This is a genomic window from Raoultibacter massiliensis (assembly GCF_900199545.1).
Classification (GTDB): domain Bacteria; phylum Actinomycetota; class Coriobacteriia; order Coriobacteriales; family Eggerthellaceae; genus Raoultibacter; species Raoultibacter massiliensis.
Window position 1 is genome coordinate 1,146,136 of the sequence record NZ_LT962671.1, and the last position, 23,058, is coordinate 1,169,193.

Here is a 23,058-nt window from a genome sequence, read left to right on the forward strand (position 1 = left end):
CGCTATCCTCCCTTAACCTCGTTCGCCCCCCGAAACGCGAGCCTGACCTCGCGCCCGAGCGCACGGTACCGATCGCTCCGAAGACCGGCGTCCTCTGCGAGCATCGCACGGGCATCGGCATGCGCCGCCTCGATTATCTTGCCGTCGCGCACCACGTTGACCAGCTTGAGCACCGATGCTCCATGCTGCCGGTTTCCAAGGATGTCGCCTTCGCGCCTGAGCGAGAGGTCGTAGCTTGCCAGCTCGAATCCATCTTCGGTTTTCTCCATCGCGGCAAGGCGCTCGAGTGCGCAGGGCGCCTTGGATCCCGATATCAGATACACCTCGCCCGGTTCCGTCCCGCGCCCCACGCGGCCGCGCAGCTGATGAAGCTGCGAAAGGCCGAAGCGCTCCGCATCCTCGATTATCATCACCGTGGCATTGGGAACGTCGACACCGACCTCGATAACGGTCGTCGCCACGAGAACCTGGCTCTCACCCGAACGAAAGCGCTCCATGGCCTCCTGCTTCTCCGCTCCGCTCATCTTGCCGTGAAGCAGGTCGACCTTGTAATCGACGAAGGTTTTCTCCTGAAGGAACCGCGCTTCCCGAACAGCCGCCTTGGCATCGTCTTCGATATCCGCCTCGTCCTCGATGCTGATGACCGCGTATTCGTATTCATCGTCGGCCTCGAGATCGTTTTCCCGCTTCGCTTTCCGCTCGTTTTCGGATCCGGGATGAGGCTTTCCCACAAGCGGGCACACCACATAGACTTGATGCCCCTCGGCAAGCGCTGCGAGCGCGGCATCGTAGGCGCGACCCCGCTCGGTCCTCGAATACACCTTCGTCTCGTTCCCGGCGGCGTTGAGCGGGCGGTTTTTTATATAGGAGAGCGTAAGGCTTCCGTACAAGGCGAGCGCAAGCGTGCGGGGAATCGGGGTGGCAGTCATGTACAGCGCATCGGGAGCCTGCCCCTTCGCAAGCAGAGACGCACGTTGATCGACGCCGAAGCGCTGCTGCTCGTCGATGACGGCAAGCGTGAGATCGGCGAAGCGAACGTCGTCTTCGAGCAGCGCATGGGTGCCGAAAAGAACATCCACCGTGCCCTGGGCCACCCGTCCGATGATAGCCTCCCGCTCGGTTGCGCCGGTCGAGCCCGTGAGCACCTCCCAGGTGATGCCCGCCGCGTCGAGCAAGGGACCGAGCTTTTCGGCGTACTGGCGCGTCAGAACTTCGGTTGGCGCCATCATGGCCGCCTGCGTGCCCGTATCCGCAACGGCCGCAAGGGCGAATGAGGCGACGATCGTTTTGCCGGTGCCGACATCGCCGAGAAGCATATGGTTCGCAGCCTGTTTCGATTCCATAACGCGCAGTATGTCGTCGCGCGCCGAAACCTGCTCGTCGGTCAATGTAAACGGAAGGTTTTCCTCAAGCGCCCTTCGGTGCGCCCCGTCGGTCACATGGGCGGTTGTCGGCTTGCCCTCACTGCGCTGCATCTCGTCCATCATGAGATGCAATTCGAGCATGAGCACCTCCTCGTACACCAGGCGGCGGCGCGCCATCCCTACCTCCGCCATCGTTGTCGGAAAGTGTATGGCCGAAAGGGCGCTCATCCTGCTGGGCAGGCGGTATTTCGTCCTCAGCTCGATGGGAAGCGGGTCGAGTGCACCCGCGCACGAATCGAGCGCGTTTCCCACGAGCCTGCGCATCCAGGCAGTCGTGATTTTCTCCGTGGCAGGATGAACGGCGATGATGCGTCCCGTCTTTTCGTCGAAGGAATCGCCCACCTCTTCGATAAAGGGATTCGTCATGCGTTTGAACCCGTAATTGAATTCGAGTTTGCCCGATACCGCGAGCCGATCCCCTTTCTCGATTTGATCCATGAGCCAGGGCTGCCGGAAACAGGTGATCATGAGCACGCCGGATTGGTCGGTCAGCGCAATTTCCACAAGCGAGAACTTCGGCTTGGGTTTTTTGAGCTTGATTTCGTGCACCGTGCCCGCAATAGTGACCATCTCGCCGATGGGGGCACGGGCAACATCGGCGATACGCGACATATCGATGTAGCGGCGTGGAAAATGGGTCAGCAGATCGCGTATCGTGCGCACGCCCAGCTTGTCGAGAGCGCCCGCCCTCATAGGGCTCACAAGCCGAACGCGGCTGACCGGCTCGTCGAAGGCCAAGGTAGCAGCAAGGCGGTCGAGGGAAGTCTCCCCCGCCGCCTTGCCGTTGGGTGTCGATGTGGAATGCCCGCTCAAACGACTTGCTGCCAACTCCCTATTCGACCGACATCACGATGGGATAGAGCGGTTGTTCGCCGCGATGCGAATCGATCTCGAGATCCTCGTACTTTTCCCCGATGGAGGCGATGAGCGCGTCGAAGGACGCATCGTCCATATCCTCGCCCGCAAGGATGGTCAGCGTATCGGCGTCTTCGGCATCCATAACCTCGAGCAGATCCATCACGACCTGCTCCGTCGAAGAACCGACCGCCTCGATCGACCCGTCGGCGATCCCGATGGTATCGCCTTCCTTGATGGGGTTGTCATGGGCGTCTTTGGCATCCTTGATGGCGACGGTGACCTCGCCGGTCTTCACATCCTCGTAAGCCTCGGTCATCGATTCGACGTTCTCCTCGAGGCTCGCCGACTCGTCGAACCCGAACAGCGCCGAAAACGCCTGCGGAACGCTCGTGGTGGGAACGACCGCGCAAGGCACCTCGGACAAACCCGCGCAGCTCTGCGCGGCCATGATGATGTTCTTGTTATTGGGAAGGATGATCACCGCATCGGCATTCACCTTGTTGACGGCATCGAGCAGGTCCTTCGTGGAAGGATTCATCGTCTGCCCGCCCGAAACGACCACATCGACCCCCAAACTCTCAAGGATCTTGGCGTTGCCCGCTCCCGGTGCCACGGCTACGAATCCGATCGGCTTGTGCTCGGCTTCAGCCTCTTCGGCGGCGAGTCCCGCTGCGCGCGCCTCGCTTTGCAGCTGCATGTTGTGGATGTGCACCTCAGAAATCTGACCGCGATCGAGGAAGTACTTGAGAACCTTGTCGGGCGTGTTCGAATGAACGTGCACCTTGAACTTCGGCGTCTCCCCCACGCACAGCTCGCAATCGCCCATCGTGGCCAAAAAGTCGAGCGCCTCGTCCTTGTCGAGTGAATCGGAATCGACGAGGAACTCGTTGCAGTACCTGAATTGGGAACCCTCCCAATCGTTCACCTGCTCGATCTCGACCCTCGGCGCCGTTCCGCGCGCAAACGCCAGCTCGTCGACCATCGGGCCCTCTTTGCCGATGAGCGCCGATGCGAAGGCGTCGAACAGGATGGCGAGACCAAAGCCGCCAGCGTCAACGACACCGTTGTCTTTGAGCACGGGAAGCAGATCGGGCGTCCGCTGAACCGAGGCATAGGCTTCCGACACGATGGACTCGAGCGCCTCTTCGACGCCGAGCTTCTTCTTGCGCGCCCTCTTCGCCGCCGAGGCGCTGTCCTTGAGCACGGTGAGGATCGTGCCCTCCACCGGCTTTCGGACAGCCTGGAAGGCGACTTCGGCGGAGTGGGAGAACGCCGCGTCGAGGCTCTCGGTCGAAAGCTCTTCGAAATCCGCGCTCCCCTCGCACAGGCCGCGTAAAATTTGCGAGGTAATGACACCGGAATTGCCGCGCGCACCCATCAGCGCGCCGGTCGTGATTGCCTTGCGAATTTCAGCTCCGCTTGCTCCAATGGGCAGTTTTGCCACGTTGTCGACGACCATCTCGACCGTCAGCGACATGTTGGTGCCGGTATCCCCGTCGGGCACGGGAAACACGTTGAGGCGGTTAACCTCATCCTTGCGCTCGGCCAACGCCTTCGATGCGACCGCTATGGCGTTGAGAAGGTCGTTCGTTGTGTATGATTCTGGCATCTTGAGTCTTACTCCTAGCTTGCATCCGCGCATAATCCCGCCCGGGAGGCGCAGTCTTCCATATACCGTTCGGGTTACTTGCGCACCTTGATTCCCTGGACGTGAACATCAACGCCGTCGAGCGGAACGCGCGCGTACTCCGTGAGCGCGAACGAAACCTGATCGATGAGGTTCTGGGATACGGCGTTGATGTTGGTGCCGTATTCGATCACGACGTACAGATCGACGTGGACGCCCTTTTCGGTAGTTGTGACGATAACGCCCCGACGCAGCCTCGAGGCAGGCAGTATCTTCGCGATTCCGTCCGCTGCCGTTGGTGCCGCCATGCCGACGACGCCGTAGCACTCGAGCGCAGCATTGCCGACGAGATCGGCAAGAACGTCGTTGGCAACGTGGAGGTTGCCCGGAATTGTCTGAGTCATGATGGTCCTTTCGCGAACAAACTTGCTACGGTTCGTATATGTGCTTAGACTAGCTAAGAAGTATAACGCATGGGGCAGATGCTGTGCAGAATGCCTGATAATTCCACGGGCGATAATACACTAAAAATTCTTGTATGCGTAAGATTTCCTGTGGTATAGTGTTTAGGCTTTTTTGTCATCAACGGTATATTGCCGAAACGTACATGGAGTTGATTGAGATGTCTAAGGTTTGTGAAATTTGCGGAAAAGCTCCGGTCGCCGGACGCAACGTCAGCCACTCGCACCGAGTGACCAACCGCGTCTTCCGCCCGAACGTTCAGAAGGTCACCGTGAAGATCGACGGCAAGGTCAAACGCGCCAACGTATGCACGAAGTGCATCAAGGCCGGAAAGATCGAGCGCGCCTAAAGCTCTTCTGTTCCCCTTGCCCTAAAGCTCGCCTCGCGGCGGGCTTTTTTGCGTTTCCTCGAATGTACGAGAGCGTCGGGTCGGAAGCCCGAGCAGGTGCCCGCCAACCCTCAAAGGGAGCGAGACGTCTGGTTTGCCCACACCCTTCATGCGGCACTTTGCATTTCCCTTGGCAGACTTTCATGCATGCGGCGATCGAACGTTGGTCCCAATGCGACAGCGGAGCAGGCAAAAATGGTTGAGATTTACGGTTTGGGCAGCGATGGGGGCAAACGAAGACCTCCTCGGCAAAGCGCTCTTCGGAAAACACCTGATCGCGAATCCCTGAGAAACAACCGGCATTGCCCAAACCGTAAATCTCAACCATTTTCGGAAGAAGCGTTGCCATCGATCGGTTCTGCTTGCCAGACGAACAACCCTCGCAGCAAAGCAAAACGCGCCCGGTTCCGTGAATCCGGGCGCGTTCATCGCATGCTTCCGCCGATCGCCGCTCAGCGGCGACAGCCCTACGGGCGGTACGCCACGCGGGCGATCGGGCTTTCCCATACGGCAACCTCTTTGAGCGAGATAGGTGCGGGCAGCGTCTTTTCGAGTTCGTAGAAGATAACGCGCGCCATGTGCTCGGCGGTCGGGTTGATCACGTCGAACGGCGCAACCTCGTTGATGCACCGATGATCGAAGTTCTCCAGAATCGCATGGAGATCGCGCTTGATCGCTTTGAAATCGTAAAGCATGCCCACATCGTCGAGATGCTGCCCTGCCAGCGTAGCCTCGATATCCCACGTATGCCCGTGCAAAAAGCGACAAGGTCCATCGTAGCCCGGCAGCGCATGCGCTGCATCGAAGTGGTCTTTTACGGTGAGCTCGTAGTGGCCGCCCGTATGCTCGTAGGTTTCCCCCGAAAGCCGGCCGGGGCCGGTGTAGGCGGGATTGCGTTCCATTGTCGTTCCTTTCTGAGATTCGCCGCCGCTGTGCACGCACGCCTCGCCCGAAAGCGAATCGAGGCGCTGCCCGTCGGGATCCCCCGACGGCTTCGAAGCGCACGCCTCGCCCGAAAGACCCTTCGCGCTGAACGCGTCGAACGATCCGGCAGGCGCCGTCGCAGCGACCGCAGCGGCGCGGTCTTTTTCGGGTCGGGCATTTACGCCGGCATCGAAATCAAAGAGATTCGCCGGAGCATCCTCCCATGCGACAAGATAGCTCCCGACAGGGCCCCGCGCATCCATCGTCTCGTTGGCGAGGGCGTCTGCGCGCTTGTTCTCGTTTCTGTACACGTGGGCGATCGAAGCCTTGCCGAATCGGCCGAACAGATCGCGCGCCTGCATGAAAAGAGGTTTGAGATCTTCGCTTTTCACCTTGTATTGACCGAGCATCTGCTTGACCATAAGCTCGGAATCGGCACGCACCGCGATATCGGTCACACCTGCGGCCAAGGCGTTCCTCAAGCCCCAGACCAGTGCCGAGTACTCGGCGACGTTGTTCGTCGCCTTCGGCAGGAACCAGCCGCCCGATGCGATCGACGAGCCGCTCTCGTCGACAAGCTCGAACCCGAAGCCCGCCGGCCCCGGGTTTCCCCTGCTGCCTCCATCGGTGTTGAGGTAGGCCTTCATCACTCGCCCACCACCAGCATCCGCTTGCAAGCAGGGCACGTGCTCAGCGGCGCCTCGGCCTGCACCTGCAAGAGCTTGCCCTCGGTAATGGCCGCGCGGCATACGCTGCACGATCCGTTGACGAGGCGGGCCAAAGCGATCCCCCCTGATCTGCTCGCGATCTTCTCGTATTCCGCAAGCAGATCGGCAGGCAGCGCAGCAGCCAGCTCGGAGCGCTTCTTCTCGGCCGAGGCAATGCCGGAACCGAGGCCGCCACCCTCTTTCTGAAACGATGCGACGTACACGTTTTCCTGCTTGACGATTTTTTCGAGCGCATCGGTGATCTGGCTTTGCACCTCGGAGATTTGGACCAGCTTCGCGTTCGCTTCGGAAAGATCCTCTTCGAGCGTCGTGCGCCGCTTTGCAATTCCGCCGAGATCTTTCGTCAACGCCTCGACGCTTCGGTAATCGCCCCGCGAACCATCGATCTTCTCCTGCGTTTCCGCTTGACGGGCCGCAAGGCGCCCGTCTTCGTCTTTTATGCGCGCTACAGCGAGATCGGCTTCTTTTTTCATAGCCGCGATCTTCGCCTGCTTCTCTTCGACCGCCTGCTTTTTCGTGCGAATCTCGAGGATCTGCGCACGCTGAGGCAGCTCGGCAAGCTTCTTCCGAGCACGGATCAGTTCCATATCGATATGCTGCATGTTGAGCAGCGTGGCCAGATCTTTCGTGTCTGCCTTCATAGGCTCATCCTTACATCCTGGTCGTTTCGGGGTACATCCAATTCGCGCTCTGATCGAGCACGGCTATCTTCTCCTTCGGCACGCCCGCGGCCTCGACGGCCGCCGCCAACACGGCCACGAGGGGAAGTTCGCTCGTATCGTGACCCAAATCGACGATGGCGAGCCCCGCCCGCGATGCCGCAAGTGCATCATGATACTTCACTTCTCCCGCCACGAGGCAGTCAACGCCGAGAACGAGGCATTTCGACGGAAGATCGGCAGCGCTGCCTGTGCAGGTGACGACCGTCGAAAGGCTCTTCGAGAAATCGCCCCATACGCGCGGCTGCTTGCCGAACACCGACGTGCAACGCGCTGCGAGCTGGCCGAGCGTCAAAGGCGCATCGGCGGCACGCACCGAGCACAGCTGGCCATAGCCCTTTTTCTTGCTCGTCTCGATCGGATCGACGATCCCTTTGAAAGTAAGATTGAGCATGCCGGGAAGCGCACGCGCCGCATCCTGGCTCACATCGAGCGCGGTATGATACGACATGACCGCGACACCGTTTTCGACAGCAGCCCAGACGACGGCCCCGTCGATTTCGGCACTTGAAGGCGCAGGCTGAAACTTGCTCGGCGCCTCCAGAAACGTCGGGTGGTGAGTGACGAGAACGTTGGCTCCGAGAGCAGCCGCCTCGCGCACCGCCTCGACCGTGGGGTCGAGAGCGAGCGCAACCGATTCGATCGCGCGCGTGGGATCGCCTACCGCAATGCCGGTCCTGTCCCAGTCCTCCGCATCGGAGGCGGGGTATTTCTTGAGCAGGGCCTGTTCCAATGCTCCTATGTTCATGGTGAACGCCTGCTTCGACAGCGTTCCCGATGCCCTTTGTGCAAGTCCGTTCTTCGTCTTTTCCCTTCGAGATGTAACCATGGCAACCTCTTTTCCTCGGCGAGCGGTTTACTCGATTGTAATGCCTCTGAGACCCCCATCCCGTGTCGGCACCGTAACCTCGCGGTAACCAGCTTCGTACAGAGCACGGTACCCTTTTTCTATGTCGCGGGCAACCAGCTGCGGATCATGCGCATCGGTGCCGACGGTGCAGGCGACCCCGGCTCGGCAGAATTCGGCGAGCAACGCCGGCGAGGGGAACGCCTCTGCACATGCGTAATGCCATCCCGAAGTGTTGAGCTCAATCATCCTGCCGCTCTCGACCGTCGCCTCGACGGCATCTCGGTACAGCGGCATCGGATCGAACGACGGGCGGAACCCGAACTTCTTAACCAGATCGGGATGAGCCATGACAGTGAAGGGCATATCCGAAGAAACGCATTCGCACCACACTTCGAAATAGCGTTTCCATATGGCATCGGCGCCCACTTCGTCCCAATGGCTGCGCTGGGCGGGATCATCGAAGGGCCAGGTATCGACGAAATGGACCGATCCTAAAACCACCTCGAAGCGGTCGAACTCGCCAGGCGAGAACACGCGGTCCTCGTCCGACCCGAGCCAGTCGAGCTCGCATCCGAGCAGAATCTCGATATCGTCGCAACGTTCTCGCGCCGCTTCGACATCGGCGACGTATTCTTCGAGCCGACTATGCGGCATCGATACGTACGATGTCGGATCGATGGCTTTCGAAAGCGGATAGTGCTCGGTGATCGCGATCGTCGTGATGCTCGCAGCACGGGCAGCGTCGACGAGCTCGTCGACGCTGCCCCTTCCATGCGCCGTATAGCCGGTGTGCGTATGCAACGTGACAAGCTCCATGCCTACATCCCCCCCAGGCTTTCTTCGAATGCGATCATGAACGATTCCACATCCTCTTGTTCGGTGCAGCGCCCAAGCGATACGCGCAGCGAGCCGAGGGCGCGATCGTCCGAAACGCCGATGGCCTTGAGCACATGGCTCGGGTCGAGCGAATGCGACGAGCAGGCCGAGCCCCCCGAAACGGCGACGGTCTTCATGTCGAGCCGCAAGATGAGCGTTTCGCTTTCGAAACCGTCGACGCACACGTTTACGATATGGGGTGCGAAATCGCGGCTGTCCCGCTCCACCTCGACGCTCGGATGAACGCACGCGATCGACCCGAGGCGCTCGTAAAGCTCGTCGCGCAAACCGCGCAGGCGCGCGGCCTCCGACTCCTGCATCGAGCAAGCGGCCCTGCATGCAGCGGCAAAGCCTGCCGCCGCGCAGACGTTCTGCGTTCCGCTGCGCTTGCCCGACTCCTGCCCGCCTCCCACGATAAACGGCGAAAACGGCGTCCCCGCGCGCAGGTAGAGCACGCCCGAACCCTTCGGCCCGCCGATCTTATGCGCCGAAAACGAGGCCGCATCGACGCCGAGCTCGCCCATATCGACGCGAATCTTGCCAAGCGCCTGCACGGCATCTGTATGGAAAAGAGCGCCCGCTCCGTGGGCGAGCGCCGCAAGCTCCTCGACGGGCTGCACCGACCCGATCTCGTTGTTGACCAGATGAACCGATACGAGAACGGTGTTCTCCCGAAGCGCCGCCTGAAGCGCGCGCACCTCGACGAAACCCTGTCTATCGCAACCGAGCACGGTCACCTCGCAACCCATGCGTTCGAGCACGCGGGCGGCTGCAAGCACGGCATCGTGCTCGATGGCCGACGTGATGACGTGGGGAACGAAGCCCTTCTCCCCTCGCTGCCTCCTCCGCTCGGACGAAGCCGCTACGATACCGAACAAAGCGGCGTTATCGGCTTCGGTCGCCCCCGACGTGAACACGATCTCGTCGGGCCGTTTCGCACCGAGGTCGCGCATGATCGAGCGGCGCGCCTCCTCAAGCGCGTTGAAAGCCGTCCGTCCGTTCGAATGGAGGGAATTCGCATTGCCGCCCGCCGGCAGGTTCGCGGCCCCCGGCACCATAAAGGGGGCCATTGCGCGGGCGGCCTCTTCGCACAGGGGTGCGGTTGCCGCATAATCGAGGTAGATCTGCCTATTCACGGATGTCCGCCTCCCGCCTCGCCGCTTCGGCGGCGGCGGTTATCTCGGCGATGGCGACAGCGGGATCGGGCGCGCCGAACACCGCGTTGCCGGCCACGAGGACATCGGCGCCGCAAGACGCAACCAGCCCGGCTGTTTTCACGCCCATGCCGCCGTCAACCTCGATCAGGGGATTCGCTCCCGCCTCTTCGGCGAGCGCAACGACTTCGGCAACGCGAGCATCGCTGCCCTCGATATAGGATTGCCCCGAGAACCCGGGATACACGCTCATCACAAGCACCATGTCGAGCGATCCGATATGGGGGGCGATCCGTGCAACGGGCGTGTCGGGCTTGATGCTGAGCGCCGCTTTGGCACCCGCTGCCTTGATCATGCCGATCGCCTGCCCCACTTCGCCTTCGACCTCGTCAAGCGCTTCGAGATGCACGGTTACGATATCGGCGCCGGCATCGAGGAACCACGGAAGCTGCACGAGGGGATTCGAGATCATAAGATGGACGTCGAGCGGTATCGACGCGATCTTTTTCAGCTGCTTGACGAAGGGAACGCCCAGCGTGAGGTTGGGAACGAAGTGTCCGTCCATGACGTCCACATGCACATAGCCCGCGCCTCCCCGCTCGATCGTTTCGATATCGGCCCTCATGTTCATGAAGTCCGCCGATAGTATGGAAGGCGCGATCTTAACCGGTTCAAACATGCTCTTCAATCCTTTCTTCGCTACGCCGATTGTAGCGTAAGCCCCGCATACTGCGATCGGGTTCGCCCCTCATCTGAAAAAGCACATGGCGGAAAGCGCTGCCGCCGCCAAAACCCCGCCTTGGGCCAAAGCGCGCCATCCGTGCAAGAATCGCTGCGTACGCGGTTGTCACCCGTTCGTCACGCAACGACGGTTTCCCCTGAATTATAATGAGCCACACGTCTCGAAGGGAGGGTCATCATGGCAGCGGTTTCGCATACGTTCTTCCCGTACGTCACACCGGTCGGTCACATCACCATCGCAGCGGACGGTTCGTCGATCACCGAGATAGCGTTTGGGAAAAAACAGCTCGAAGGCGCAGAGAGGCCGACCGAGCTCACCAATCGGGCGGCAAACCAGCTCCAGGAGTATTTTGCGGGCAAAAGGACGGCTTTCGACCTTCCCCTCAACCCCAAGGGAACGCCGTTTCAGACAAGCGTCTGGGCTGCGCTTGCAGACATCCCCTACGGCGAGACGAGAAGCTACCGGGAGATAGCCGAAGCAATCGGAAAGCCCCGAGCGCAGCGGGCTGTCGGCGGGGCGAACAACAAGAACCCCCTGCCCATAGTAATACCCTGCCACCGCGTGATCGGCGCAAACGGCAAACCCATCGGATACGGGGGAGGCCTGAAGACAAAGGAGTTTCTGCTCGATCTCGAGCAGAAGGCAAACAAGCACCAAGACTAGGAACCTATCTGCATGAACGTCTATACCAACAACATCGTCACGGCGGCCGTCGCATTTCCCTTCATCGCCTTCGCCATCACCGTCCCCTACATGATCTACCAGTACCGCAAGTTCGGATCGATCCCCTGGCTTCGCACCATCATCGTATACTCGTTCGTCTTCTATCTCATGTGCGCGTACTTCCTTGTGATCCTCCCGCTTCCCGACGATCGGTCCGCCGTGGTCGCCTACGCTGCCACACCGCAGCTTTTCCCGTTCAACTTCGTCCGCGAGTTTCTGGCGCAAACGACGTTTAACGCGGGCGACCCTTCGACATGGCTTGCTACGCTGCGCGATCCTTACGTATACGAAGCGATATTCAACGTGCTCCTGCTCACTCCGCTCGGCATGTACCTGCGCTACTATTTCAGACGCACCTGGTGGCAGACGCTGCTCATCGGTTTTTCGGTCACGCTGTTCTTCGAACTGTCGCAACTGACGGGCCTGTGGGGCGTCTACGCCCATCCGTACAGGCTCTTCGATGTGGACGACCTCATGCTCAACACGCTCGGCGCCATGGTGGGCTTCTGGATCGTGGGACCCGCCCTGCGATTGCTGCCCGACATCCGCCTTGTCAACGAAGAGGCACGCGAGGCTGGGATGAGGGCAAGCGCCACGAAGCGCGGGCTCTCGTTCTTCATAGACGTCTTCGTCGCGCAGACCCTCTCCTCGATCGTCATCGGCGGGTTTGGGACCGCGGGCCTCGAATCCGTCGCCCGTTCTCAGGGAATATCCTGGGGGCTTGTCAGCATGTCGGTCGATTTCCTGTTCTACCTGCTGTGCTTCGTCATCGTGCCCGTCATCACGAAAGGTCAAACACCCGGCCAGATGATCCTCAAGCTCCGCATCGTGCGACCCGACGCGAGCCCCGCTCGCTGGTATCAATATCTGGCGCGCTACGGCTTTCTCTATGCCCTCGTCCTCGCCCCGCTTCTCGCGCTGAACGGCATCGTCTCCCTCGACCCCTCGCGCATGCCCGAAATGGGAATGCTCGCTTCGGTTATCGCCGACCACCGCGCGGCGCTGGTCGTTTGCTGGATCGCGCTCATGTGCGCTTGGGCTCTATCGCTGATCGTCCGGGCGATCCGCTCCGCCGTGAAGAAACGCCCGTTCGTCATGCTCAACGGAATCCTAAGCGCCACGCGCGTTATGACAGACGAAGCGGTGGGCGTGGAGCGCGACCGCAAAAATCCGCTCGACGTCGATGAGGTTTCCGCGCTCGAATCGCTGATCGAAGAGGGGGGAACGCCGCTTTCGGAACTGATGGAACGAGCAGGTATCGCCGTTGCCGACGAAGTTCGCGCCTGGGTTCCCGACCCCGCGCCCGTCGTGGTGCTGGCGGGATCGGGCAACAACGGGGGCGATGGCTGGGTATGCGCCCGCGCACTGGCCGAGGCGGGTTACAAAACCACGCTGGTAACGCCCGATATCGCCGAGCGCATGAAGGCGGAACCCGCCCGCTCCACGGCGCTGGCCGTATTTTCCTCAGCCAGCGAAAACGACCTGCCGCTGAGCGTTCTCGTCGCACCCGACGCCGATGTGCTCGCCGACGCGCTGGACGACGCGATGGCAATCGTCGACGCCATACTGGGAACCGGGTTCTCAGGAACCGAGCTGCGCGAACCGTATGCCGGCTGGATCCGCGCCGCGAACCGGCGCAGGTTCGAGGGGTCGCGCGGGAAAGGACGGGGCTTCCATCGCAAGCGCCGATTCGAACGGGCGGATCATGACCGTGCGCGCCGCAGCCTGCCCCGCAAAGTCAAAGATGCGCCGTTTGCGGTTGCCGTCGATGTTCCAAGCGGGCTTTCGGCGCAGACCGGAGCCCTTGCCCGCCCCACGTTCGTGGCCGATGCGACGGTGACGATGCTCGCCTACAAGCCGGGTCTCGTGAAGCCCCAGGCGACGCGCTACACCGGAACCATCGAGCTTGCACGGCTTGTGGACACCGCACCCTATACGGCACGCCTGCGGGAAGCCTGCGGCGATCGGTAACCGCGGCGCATGACGCAGAAGCGCCGGGCCATCGGATGCATCGCTGACGCCGACGTCGTCGGCAAGCGTGAGCTTGCGTCTGCCACCTTCGCCTCTCACAGCGACGGCCGCAGGGGCTCCGCCGGTTAAATTCCGTAAAACTCGGTTTTAAGCGGTCGGCTTGCAAGATCGAGCGCGGCTTGCTTGACGTCGTCGCCCTCCCACACCACGCCGCGCACGACCGAGGTGATGGGAAGCTCCACGCCGTACATATCGGCCAGCGTCTGCAACGTCCTGCACGCAAGCGCGCCTTCTGCCACCATATGCGTGGACGCGGTGAAATCGTCGAGCGTCTTTCCCTGCGCCACCATCTCCCCGAACCGACGGTTCCTCGAATGCTCGGATGTGCAGGTGGCGATAAGATCGCCTGTTCCTGCAAGGCCCATGCAGGTGATGGGGTTTCCGCCGCACGCCGCGACGAGCCTGCTCATCTCGGCCAGTCCGCGCGTCATGAGCAGCGCCGACGTGTTGTCGCCGTATCCGATGCCGTAGGAGAGGCCCACGGCGATGGCGATGACGTTCTTGAACGCAGCACAGAGCTCGACGCCGCATGTGTCATCGCTCACGTAGGTGCGGAAGGTGTCGGTAGCGAAGAGCTCTTGGAAAAACCGCGCCGTTTCCTGAGACGACGAAGCGACGACGGTGGCCGAGAACATGAGCTTGATCACCTCTTCGGCATGATTGGGTCCCGAAAGCACCGCAAGCCTGCCCTTCCCCCCGATCTCGGCTTCGAAGACCTCGACCGGCAGAAGGCCGCTACCTTCCTCCACGCCTTTCGAGCAGATGATCACAGGCGTCTCGTCGGTAATGTATGCGCTGATGGCCTGCGCGGTCTCCCGCATGAGGCTCGAGGGGGTGACGATGACGACCGCATCGGCTCCATCGAGCGCCCCTTCGTAAGACGTCGTCGCCCTGATCCGCTCGGAAAGGGTCACATCGCTTAAATACCGGGGGTTTGCGTGGCGCTCGTTGATCGATGCCACAACCTCGTCTTTTCGGGCCCACAGAGCCACGTCATGGCCGCCGACCCCCAGAAGCTGCGAAAGCGCGGTTCCCCATGATCCGGCACCGATTACCGCAACGTTCATGATTCCTCCTTCGCGCACGGCGGCCGAAGCCGCCCGCCAAAAACCCAAAGCCGAGCACTTCGACCCAAGTTGCCGCTATGCCTTCTTCTTGCTCCCGATACGGTTCTCGGTACCCGAAAGCAGTCGCTTGATGTTCTCCCTGTGAGCCCACACAACCGTAAGCCCCGCAAGGGAGCAGAGCGCGACGGCAAGCCAGTCGCCCCAGAAGAAATACAGGGAAAAGAACGGGCACGCGAGCGCGGCGGCGATCGAGCCGACCGACACGTAGCGCGTGGCAACGACGAGCACGATGAAGATCGCAAGCTCGAGGCACGCCCCCACCACACCGTACGTCACGAACAAGCACCCGACCGCAACGGCAATGCCCTTGCCGCCCTTGAACTTCAGCCATGGGCTGAAGATATGGCCCCAGGTGCATCCGAGGAACGACACGGCAAGCAGAACCTGGGAAAACTGCGTTGCAAGCTCGGCGGGATCGCCGACGGGACCCAAGCGGAACGGAGCCAGTATCGCCGTAAGCTCGCCCGCAACCGCACCGTATCCGTGCAGCGAAAAGAACAGCTGCCCGATCCAGATGCCCAAGAAGCCCGAAAGGAGGCCCTTGCCGAAATCGAGCACGAACACCGAATAACCGCCCACCTTCCCCATGGTTCGAATGGCATTCGTGGTGCCGATGTTGCCGCTGCCATGCTCGCGGATATCGGTATGGTAGAAAACCTTCGAGATGATGAGTCCGAAGGGAATGGACCCCAGAAGAAACGCCGCAACGAAAACGACGACGAACGCATCGATGAAGTCTTGCATGGAAAAGCCTAGTCCTTCCGCTTGAATTTCAGCTTGATCGGCGTACCGACGAGATCGAAGCTATCTCGCAACCGATTCTCGAGGTAGCGTTCGTAATTATCGTCCACGATATCGGGATGGTTCACGAAAAACGTGAATTGCGGGGGTTTCACGGCGGTCTGCGTCACATACTTCATCTTGAGCACCTTCTTGCCCTGGCTGACGGTATGCCCGAAATCCCTGATTCCCTGAAGCCACGTGTTCAGCTTGCTTGTGGATATGCCCTGGCTGAAATTCGCATATGCCGTATCGACCGCATCCCATATGCGGTTCACGCGCTTGCCGGTGATCGCCTGAATCGATATAACCGGCGCATAGCCGACGAACGTCATGCGATCGGCGATCTTCTCGCGGATCTCGGCCTTGGCATCGGGGCCCTCGATGAGGTCCCACTTGTTCAACACGATGACCATCGCACAACCGCGCTCGGCCGCGAATCCGGCGACGCGCTGATCCTGATCGGTCAGCCCGATGGATGCGTCGATGACGAGCAGTGCGACGTCGGCGCGGTCGATGGCGCGCATGGCGCGCACGAACCCGTAGTACTCGACGTCCTCGTCGATCTGGCTCTTCCTGCGCAGGCCGGCCGTATCTACGATCGTGTAGAACCTGCCTTCATGCTCGATGGTCGTATCGATGGCGTCGCGCGTCGTGCCCGCCACCGCCGAGACGATCGATCGATCGTTTTCGGTCAGGCAGTTCGTCAGCGAGCTCTTCCCCGCATTGGGCCTGCCGATGATGGCAACGTTGATCGAATCGACGGGATCTTCTTCAACCTCCTGTTCAGGGAGGCGCTTCAGCTCCTCGACCAGCTCGTCGAGCAGATCGCCCGTCCCGTTCCCGTGCATTGCCGAAACCGGCCACGGATCGCCGAGGCCGAGCTGGTAGAACTCCCACATCTCGTCGACCTTGTTGGGCGTGTCCATCTTGTTGACGGCAAGCATGATCGGCTTGTCCGATTTGCGGAGGATGCGGGCGACCTCTTCATCGTCGGCGTTGATGCCCGTCTTCCCGTCCACGAGAAACACGATCACATCGGCCTCGCGCGTGGCGGCGAACGCCTGCGCCCGAATGGAGCCCTGGAAGGCATCGTCGGTGCCCATCTCGATGCCGCCGGTATCGACGAGCGTGAAATGCACGCCGTTCCAATCGGCTTCATGATACGAGCGGTCGCGGGTCACCCCGCGCATCTCGTGGACGATGGCCTCGTCGGCCTCGGCTATGCGGTTTACAAAGGTGGACTTGCCGACGTTGGGTCGACCGACCACTGCTACTACTGGTAATGCCATGTCTATTCCTATTTCTGTCTACGCTTCCCTCGGGAAGCGACGGCGAGTTCGGCGCCGGGCTTCTAGCCGCGATGCTCTATGAGATCTGCGATTTCGCCGAAATACTCGGATGCATTACAGGATACCACGGCAAGGGGGACGTCGACTTCGCTTTGCATTCTCTCCAAATCCGCATCGTCGAGCGTTACGCCGTCTGCATTGAATACAACTTCGGGAATCGCAACGAGATCGTAGCCGCGCAGTTTTTCGACCTCGCGGACGATATCGGAGGCGGTGAGCAATCCCGTCACATCGACGTTGCCGCCGAAGTACTCGTTTTTCACGGCAAGCACGTCCATGCGACCCGCAAGAGGCCCTCTTTCGATAAGCGGTATCAGAAACTCGCGCTGCGCGAATCCGACCGCATAGGCAACGTGCGCGCCGCTGCGTTCGAGTACGGATGCGAGCCGGGCCTCGGCTTCGCCGCTCGCCTCCCAATCGTCGACGAACGATCTGATGATGCCTATGCCATCCTCGAACATGTCGTAATCGCCGTAATACGAGGCGGGCGGCAGATGGTCGAGCAAATCGCGCGGATAGGCGTTGCGGTAGAACTCGTCTGCAGCGAAAACCCAGGGCGTCGCGCGCTCGACAAGCGCACGCTGCTGGTACGGCTCGATGCATTCGATGACCGCGCGGGCATCCGTTTCGTCGTTGAAGCTTCTGCTGAAGGCGCTCTGGTGCTTGGTGAACCCTATCGGCACGATGCCGATGCTCTTGATGCCCGCACGCTCCCATGCCCACGCAAGCGTGCAGTCGAGCTCTTCGCCGTCGTTCACATCGGGCAAAAGCACGATCTGGGCATGCACTTCGATACCCGCTTCGAGCAACCGATCCAGCGCGGCTATCCCGTGAGCGGCGTGCTTGCCGATGAGGCCCCGGCGCACCTCGGGAGTTGCAGCATGCAGGGAAACGCGCAAGGGAGATATGCGCTGTTCGATAATGCGAGCCTCATCACCCCCGGTCAGATTCGTGAGCGTCACAAAAGTTCCCTGGAGGAAGCTCAAGCGGAAATCGTCGTCGCGCAGCACAAGCGAAGGGCGGACGTCGTCGGGAAGCTGCCTCATGAAGCAGAACGTGCACGCGTTGCGGCAAAGCTTCACGTCGTCGAAGATGACATCCTCGAATTCGATGCCCCAATCCTCGCCCGGATCGCGCTCGAGCACGACTTCGCCCTCGTCGCCCTTCCCATCGATATAGGACAGTTCGATCTCGTCGGCAGCCGTTTTCCATCGCCAATCGATGATATCGCGGACAGGGCTCCCGTCGACGGCGGTTATCGCGCAGCCGGGATAAAACCCCGCATCGTCGGCAGGGCTTTCTTCTTCGATGGAGGCTATGCGCGCTATCGGACGTGCAGCCATGCGCCTACAGCGATTCCAACCGTTCGACCACCGAATCGATCTGATCTTCGGGAGTCGATGCACCGGCCGTGACGCCGATGACCGCGCAGCCCTCGAACCACGCGGGATCGATCTCGTCGGGCGTCTCAACGTGGTGCGAACGCGGGCAGATCGCCTTGCAGATATCGTAGAGACGCGTCGTGTTCGACGAATTGCGCCCGCCGATGACAACGAGGGCGTCGACCTGTTCGGCAAGTTCGGCGGCAGCCTCCTGCCTCTGGCGCGTCGCAAAGCATATCGTATTCTTCACCTGCGGCTCGATGCCGCGAGCATGAAGCGCTTCGACAACCGCGTCGAGAGCCTCTTTCGATTGCGTCGTCTGCACAACGATGCCGACGGGTTCTTCGATATGCTCGGGAAGCTCTTCGGGGCCCGCGACGACGATGCACGTACCTCCCGACACCTCGGCGTGGGCTTTCATGCCCTCCACTTCGGGATGGCCCGCCTCGCCGACGGCTATCACATGGTAGCCTTCGTCGGCAAGCCCCGAAGCGGCTTTCTGAGCACGCGCCACATGGGGGCACGTCGCATCGATGATGGGCAGCCCCTTCGCTTCCGCATCCTGCTTGACCTGGGGAACAACGCCATGGCTGCGAATGATGACGATGCCATCGCTCACCTCGTCGAACGAAGAGGCGACGCCGACGCCGCGCTTTTCAAGCTTCGAGACGACCTGGGGATTATGGATGAGCGGACCGAGCGTGTAGGCCGTGCTACCATCGCAGATGGCGGCATAGGCCATGTCGAGCGCTCGCTGCACCCCGTAGCAGGCACCCGCGTGCCGAGCCTTCAACACCTTCATGCCGCATTCCCCTCACTCGCAGCGCGATTCGCGCAATCGATTTCCGCCACCAGCTCCTCGGTTGTATGGCGCGCAACAACATGGTCTGCGAATTCCTGCGTGAAGTCGCGCGAAGTCGGAAATAGCTCGCGCATATCGACTTCCTCGGGTGCGCAGCGCCTCGAAAGGGCAAAGCACTCCCGCATGGCATACCATGTGCACGCATCGAGACGATCTTCCTTGGGCAGGAAATCGAAATCGGATACGAGGATCGGATTCCCGTATTCTATCGTAATTTTAGGAAATCTAAAGAACTTCCCTTTTTCTTTGACTTTTTCGGCGTTGCGAACGGTCATGGGCAGGATGGGCGCATGACCCATACGGGCGATGAACGCCGCCCCGCTGTGGATCTCGGGGGTTTTCGAACCCTTGCCGCGACGCGTCCCTTCAGGCAGAATGCCCACGCACTCCTTGTTCTTGAGCATGCGAGCGGCACGCTTGATGGCCGACCGATCGGCCGAATCGCGCTTGATGGGAAATGCCCCCACGCGCGAGAGGATCTGCCCAACCAGGCCGTGCGCGTTGTCGAAAAGGTCTTCGCGCCCCAAGAACCTAATCCACTGGCTCAATCGCGCAGACAGGTACATGAAAGCCACGTCGAGAAACGACGTGTGGTTGCTCACCACGAGCACACCGCTTTTCCCTTTGAAGCCGCGCAGGTTCTCCCGCCCGTCAACGCGGTATCTGAAGCATGCTTTGAATACGATCGCCAGAAACCAGTATATGATGTTTCCCGCCCAGTGGGGCACCTGCTTATCATCGGAGTCGCCGCCCAGCGGCATATCCCATAACTTCTCGTACGGCAGAAACAAGCTCATCGGGTTCCTTCGAATAGATCGTCTTGCATCGAAAGCCGCTTTCGGCGGCAGCAACCTATTCTAACGGTTCGCCTTGCTCGAAGCCATCTCGCAGATGCGCTCGATCACATCTTCTATATAGCTCTCAGTAGAATCGATATGCACCGCGTCGTCGGCTGGTCTGAGAGGCGAGGTCTCACGGGAAGAATCGTGTTCGTCGCGCCGCTTGAGATCGGCGAGCACCTCGTCGTAGTCGATCGAGCCGACGCCCCTATCGACGTTCTGCCGCACACGGCGATGGGCCCGTTCCTCGTCTGACGCGGTCAAAAAAACCTTGACTTCCGCTTCAGGGAACACGACGGTGCCGATATCGCGGCCCTCGACCACGTAATCGCCCGCATTCCCGATGCGCTGCTGTTGGGCAACCAGCGCCTCGCGCACCGGCTTGGCGGCCGAAACGGGGCTGACCGCCTTGTCGATGTCCGCCGTGCGGATGGCATCGGTCACCTCGGTTCCGTCGATGAACACGCGCTTGGGAACGGGATCCCCGGCAACGTGGCCGAACGAGATTTCCTTTTCGCGCGCGATGGCTCCGAGCGCCTCGGCATCGTCGAGGGCCACACCGTCTGCGAGCGCGCGCCACGCAACCGCTCGATACATCGCCCCCGTGTCGAGACAGGAGAATCCGAGCTTTTTCGCAACGGCCTTCGCCACCGTCGATTTGCCCGCCCCGGAGGGCCCGTCAATCGCTATGATCATCGCGTCAACCTTTCGATATCGTCCAAGAATTCAGGATAGCTGATCTTCACCGAATCAAAGTTCTCCACCTCGATCGGAACCGAACCGCACAGACCCACGAGCGCCCATGTCATCGCCAAGCGGTGATCGCATTTCGAATCGAACACGCTTCCCGGCTGTGCCGCAAGGTCCGGCTGCCCTTCGATGAACAGGTCGTTTCCGTCGATCCACGCATCGACGCCAAGCAGGTCGAGGCCTTCGACTATCGCGGCCAAGCGATCGGTTTCCTTCACGCGCAGCTCGCTGACATCGCGAAACACCGTCACGCCACGCGCGTGGGCCGCCACGAGAGCCAGCACGGGCACCTCGTCGACGATGCTCGCGATCTTCTCGGCGGGAACCTCGCAACCTCGCAGCGTGCCGGTATAGGCAGCCTCGATCACACCGTAGGGCTCTTTGCCCTCGGAGCCCGTATGCCGCACCGCGATATCGGCGCCCATGCGCTCGAGCGTGCGGGTGAACCCGATGCGGGCCGTATTGAGGCTCACATTCTCTATCTGGATGGAGCTTCCCCGCTTGAGCAGCGCCGCGCACACGAGAAACGCCGCCGAAGAAGGATCGCCGGGCACGATGACCTCGGCCGCCTTCGGAACGCTCGGGCCGACGACGCTCGCCGTACGGGCGGCGGCCGTCGTCTTGATGCCGTACTCGGGCAGCATAAGCTCGGTGTGGTTCCTCGATTCCGACGGCTCGTTGACCGTCGTCGTGCCGCTCGCGTACACGCCGGCAAGTAGGATCGATGTTTTCAACTGGGCGGATGCCATGGGAGCGTCGTAGACGATCGCCTTGAGCGATTTCGTTCCCGTTACCGTGATCGGCAGGTTCTCTTTCCCTTCGGGAGAAAAGCGAACGCCCATCTTCATGAGAGGCGCGGTGATGCGCCGCATGGGCCTCTTCTGCAAAGAATCGTCTCCGGTGATGGTCACATTGACGGGCCAGGGAGCCAGCACGCCCATGAGCAGGCGCGCTGTCGTACCAGAGTTCCCGCAGTCGATGGGTTCATCCGGCTGCACGGGACCGCGCTCGCCCCACCCCGTTATGCCGCCGGCCAAACTGCCGTCGGGCTGCTTTTCGAGCGATGCCTCGGCGCCGAGCGCTTCGACGGCGCGTATGGACGAGCGGACGTCGGCGGAATCGAGAATGCCCGAAATCTGCGAGGTTCCCTCGGCCATCGCCGAGAACAGCACGGCCCGATGCGAGATGCTCTTATCGCCGGGAACGCGCGTTGAACCGGTGATCGGCGCGGACAACGGACGGATGACGGTCTTGCCAGCTTCAGTCGACATGGGTATGCTCCTTTGGACTCAACGGGCTGAACGATACCGAAAAACCTGCTTGTATGAGATGCGCGGACAGCTGCCCGACATCGCCTTCGTCAGTCAGAACGAGGCTTAAAACGGCGCTGTCTTCGGTTATATGGTCGATCTCGATGGATTGGATATTGCATCCTGCTTGGCTTGCGATGGTGGTGGCCTCCGCCACCACGCCTTTGCGATCCTCCATGGGTATGCGCACTTCGAGCAGCTTTTCCGTGCTCGGAACCCAGGCTGCGGGAAGCGCCCGGCGGGCATCCGCCGCTGCGGACAGAAGCGCGATCATGGTTTCGCGATCCCCCGTCTCGAGGGCATGCGCGAACCGGCCTATGATCTCGCGGATCTCGTCGAGCCCGCGCCCGAGCGCTTCGGCGTTGTCGAAGGCGATGCCACTCCAGAGCTTCGGCGATCCTGCAGCGATGCGAGTGGAATCTTTGAAACCGCCTGCCGCCAGCCGAAACAGCGCCTGCTGATCGTCAGCATGACGGCTCGCAAGCTCCACGAGCGAGGAAGCGATGATATGCGGCACGTGGCTCACGACCGCAACCGCCTCGTCGTGCTCCTCCCGTGAAAGCGATATGACGCGAGCGCCGATGCCGGTCACGATCTCGTGCAGCAGCTGGAAATGCTCGGCAGCCGTGTTCTCGTCGGGGCAGAGGATCCAATGGGCGCCCTTGAACAGATCGGCGCGCGCACCTTCGATGCCATTCACCTCGGAGCCCGCCATAGGGTGGCCGGGCACGAAGTTATGAGGGTACGGCAGAAGCTGCTCTGCCGCCGCAAGGACATGCGCTTTGGTTGAAGCGGTGTCGGTCACGATGCCGCGATAATCCCATGCGGAAAGTCGCTCGAAGTACTCGTCGACGGCGGCGATGGGCGTGGCGATGACCACGAGTTCGCAGCCGCTTCTCACGTACTGCTCGAAAGCGGGGTCGTCGGGAGCGAGCGCTGCCGTCGCCCAGCCCTTCTCGACCGCAAGCGCATTCGTCTCGGGCGAGACGTCGATGCCGAGAACTTCCGAATCGGGGCACTGCTCGCGGTATGCCGCTGCAAACGAAGCCCCCACGAGGCCCAACCCTATCACTGCAATCTTTGTAACGCATGCCGACATGCCCGCTGCCCACTCCTTAGATCATTCGGTTCGGTAAAGTTATTCTAGCAT

Annotated in this window: 21 protein-coding genes; 3 read left to right on the top strand and 18 right to left on the bottom strand. The window is 61.1% G+C overall.

Annotated elements, in window-relative coordinates; genetic code table 11:
* Nucleotides 1-2: 2 nt before the first annotated feature.
* The 3 genes from C1719_RS09120 to C1719_RS09130 all read right to left on the bottom strand — a co-directional run bounded on the left by C1719_RS09120 (nt 3) and on the right by C1719_RS09130 (nt 4,313).
* Nucleotides 3-2,237, bottom strand: a complete 2,235-nt coding sequence (locus tag C1719_RS09120) for an ATP-dependent DNA helicase RecG (RefSeq protein WP_245874462.1) — start codon at nt 2,235-2,237, stop codon at nt 3-5.
* A gap of 19 nt (nt 2,238-2,256) precedes the next feature.
* A complete protein-coding gene (locus C1719_RS09125) occupies nt 2,257-3,891 on the bottom strand; it encodes a DAK2 domain-containing protein (RefSeq protein WP_102376010.1) in 1,635 nt (544 codons plus the stop codon).
* 74 nt (nt 3,892-3,965) lie between these two features.
* Nucleotides 3,966-4,313, bottom strand: a complete 348-nt coding sequence (locus C1719_RS09130) for an Asp23/Gls24 family envelope stress response protein (RefSeq protein ID WP_102374818.1) — start codon at nt 4,311-4,313, stop codon at nt 3,966-3,968.
* A gap of 218 nt (nt 4,314-4,531) precedes the next feature.
* Here C1719_RS09130 and rpmB point away from each other — a divergent pair, with 218 nt between their 5' ends.
* Nucleotides 4,532-4,720, top strand: a complete 189-nt coding sequence (gene rpmB / locus C1719_RS09135) for a 50S ribosomal protein L28 (RefSeq protein ID WP_102376011.1) — start codon at nt 4,532-4,534, stop codon at nt 4,718-4,720.
* 506 nt (nt 4,721-5,226) lie between these two features.
* On the opposite strand, the gene queD is transcribed toward rpmB, so the two are convergent.
* From queD to rpe, 6 genes are read right to left on the bottom strand one after another with little or no spacing between them, the layout of a single operon-like run.
* Nucleotides 5,227-6,330 carry a 6-carboxytetrahydropterin synthase QueD gene (queD, locus tag C1719_RS15890; RefSeq protein WP_245874575.1) on the bottom strand — a complete coding sequence of 368 codons (1,104 nt, stop codon included), beginning with the start codon at nt 6,328-6,330 and terminating at the stop codon, nt 5,227-5,229.
* On the bottom strand, nt 6,330-7,052 hold the full coding sequence (locus C1719_RS09150) for a zinc ribbon domain-containing protein (RefSeq protein WP_102374819.1): 723 nt from the start codon (nt 7,050-7,052) through the stop codon (nt 6,330-6,332). Before C1719_RS09150 ends, queD begins: the two co-directional genes overlap by 1 nt.
* Before the next feature lie 10 nt (nt 7,053-7,062).
* Nucleotides 7,063-7,959, bottom strand: a complete 897-nt coding sequence (locus C1719_RS09155) for a Nif3-like dinuclear metal center hexameric protein (protein ID WP_102374820.1) — start codon at nt 7,957-7,959, stop codon at nt 7,063-7,065.
* 27 nt (nt 7,960-7,986) lie between these two features.
* Nucleotides 7,987-8,796 carry a histidinol-phosphatase HisJ family protein gene (locus C1719_RS09160; protein ID WP_102374821.1) on the bottom strand — a complete coding sequence of 270 codons (810 nt, stop codon included), beginning with the start codon at nt 8,794-8,796 and terminating at the stop codon, nt 7,987-7,989.
* Between the two features lie 2 nt (nt 8,797-8,798).
* The gene (locus C1719_RS09165) at nt 8,799-9,992 is read right to left on the bottom strand and encodes a cysteine desulfurase family protein (protein WP_102374822.1); all 1,194 of its coding nucleotides are present in this window, start codon (nt 9,990-9,992) and stop codon (nt 8,799-8,801) included.
* The gene (gene rpe / locus C1719_RS09170; RefSeq protein ID WP_102374823.1) at nt 9,985-10,689 is read right to left on the bottom strand and encodes a ribulose-phosphate 3-epimerase; all 705 of its coding nucleotides are present in this window, start codon (nt 10,687-10,689) and stop codon (nt 9,985-9,987) included. The genes C1719_RS09165 and rpe overlap by 8 nt, the downstream gene beginning before the upstream one ends.
* 240 nt (nt 10,690-10,929) lie before the next feature.
* Between rpe and C1719_RS09175 the strand changes: the two genes are divergently transcribed.
* Nucleotides 10,930-11,415, top strand: coding sequence for a methylated-DNA--[protein]-cysteine S-methyltransferase (locus C1719_RS09175; RefSeq protein ID WP_102374824.1), 486 nt, complete (start codon nt 10,930-10,932; stop codon nt 11,413-11,415).
* A 12-nt stretch (nt 11,416-11,427) separates the two neighbouring features.
* Entirely contained in the window at nt 11,428-13,446 is a 2,019-nt protein-coding gene (locus tag C1719_RS09180) for an NAD(P)H-hydrate epimerase (protein ID WP_102374825.1), read from the top strand.
* Nucleotides 13,447-13,571: 125 nt separating this feature from the next.
* On the opposite strand, the gene C1719_RS09185 is transcribed toward C1719_RS09180, so the two are convergent.
* From C1719_RS09185 to C1719_RS09225, 9 genes are all read right to left on the bottom strand, one after another.
* Nucleotides 13,572-14,573 (bottom strand): NAD(P)H-dependent glycerol-3-phosphate dehydrogenase, encoded by a 1,002-nt coding sequence (locus tag C1719_RS09185; RefSeq protein ID WP_102374826.1) that lies wholly within the window; start codon nt 14,571-14,573, stop codon nt 13,572-13,574.
* 75 nt (nt 14,574-14,648) lie between these two features.
* Entirely contained in the window at nt 14,649-15,377 is a 729-nt protein-coding gene (gene plsY, locus C1719_RS09190; protein ID WP_102374827.1) for a glycerol-3-phosphate 1-O-acyltransferase PlsY, read from the bottom strand.
* Between the two features lie 8 nt (nt 15,378-15,385).
* Complete coding sequence (der, locus tag C1719_RS09195; protein ID WP_102374828.1) at nt 15,386-16,705, bottom strand: ribosome biogenesis GTPase Der; 1,320 nt, start codon at nt 16,703-16,705, stop codon at nt 15,386-15,388.
* A 62-nt stretch (nt 16,706-16,767) separates the two neighbouring features.
* Nucleotides 16,768-18,108 carry a DUF512 domain-containing protein gene (locus C1719_RS09200; RefSeq protein WP_102374829.1) on the bottom strand — a complete coding sequence of 447 codons (1,341 nt, stop codon included), beginning with the start codon at nt 18,106-18,108 and terminating at the stop codon, nt 16,768-16,770.
* A 4-nt stretch (nt 18,109-18,112) separates the two neighbouring features.
* The gene (ispH, locus tag C1719_RS09205) at nt 18,113-18,949 is read right to left on the bottom strand and encodes a 4-hydroxy-3-methylbut-2-enyl diphosphate reductase (RefSeq protein ID WP_102374830.1); all 837 of its coding nucleotides are present in this window, start codon (nt 18,947-18,949) and stop codon (nt 18,113-18,115) included.
* Nucleotides 18,946-19,806, bottom strand: coding sequence for a lysophospholipid acyltransferase family protein (locus tag C1719_RS09210; protein WP_102374831.1), 861 nt, complete (start codon nt 19,804-19,806; stop codon nt 18,946-18,948). The genes ispH and C1719_RS09210 overlap by 4 nt, the downstream gene beginning before the upstream one ends.
* A 60-nt stretch (nt 19,807-19,866) precedes the next feature.
* Nucleotides 19,867-20,544, bottom strand: coding sequence for a (d)CMP kinase (cmk, locus tag C1719_RS09215; RefSeq protein WP_102374832.1), 678 nt, complete (start codon nt 20,542-20,544; stop codon nt 19,867-19,869).
* Entirely contained in the window at nt 20,541-21,869 is a 1,329-nt protein-coding gene (gene aroA, locus C1719_RS09220; RefSeq protein ID WP_102374833.1) for a 3-phosphoshikimate 1-carboxyvinyltransferase, read from the bottom strand. The genes cmk and aroA overlap by 4 nt, the downstream gene beginning before the upstream one ends.
* Entirely contained in the window at nt 21,859-23,007 is a 1,149-nt protein-coding gene (locus C1719_RS09225) for a prephenate dehydrogenase/arogenate dehydrogenase family protein (RefSeq protein ID WP_102374834.1), read from the bottom strand. The genes aroA and C1719_RS09225 overlap by 11 nt, the downstream gene beginning before the upstream one ends.
* Between the last annotated feature and the right edge of the window lie 51 nt (nt 23,008-23,058).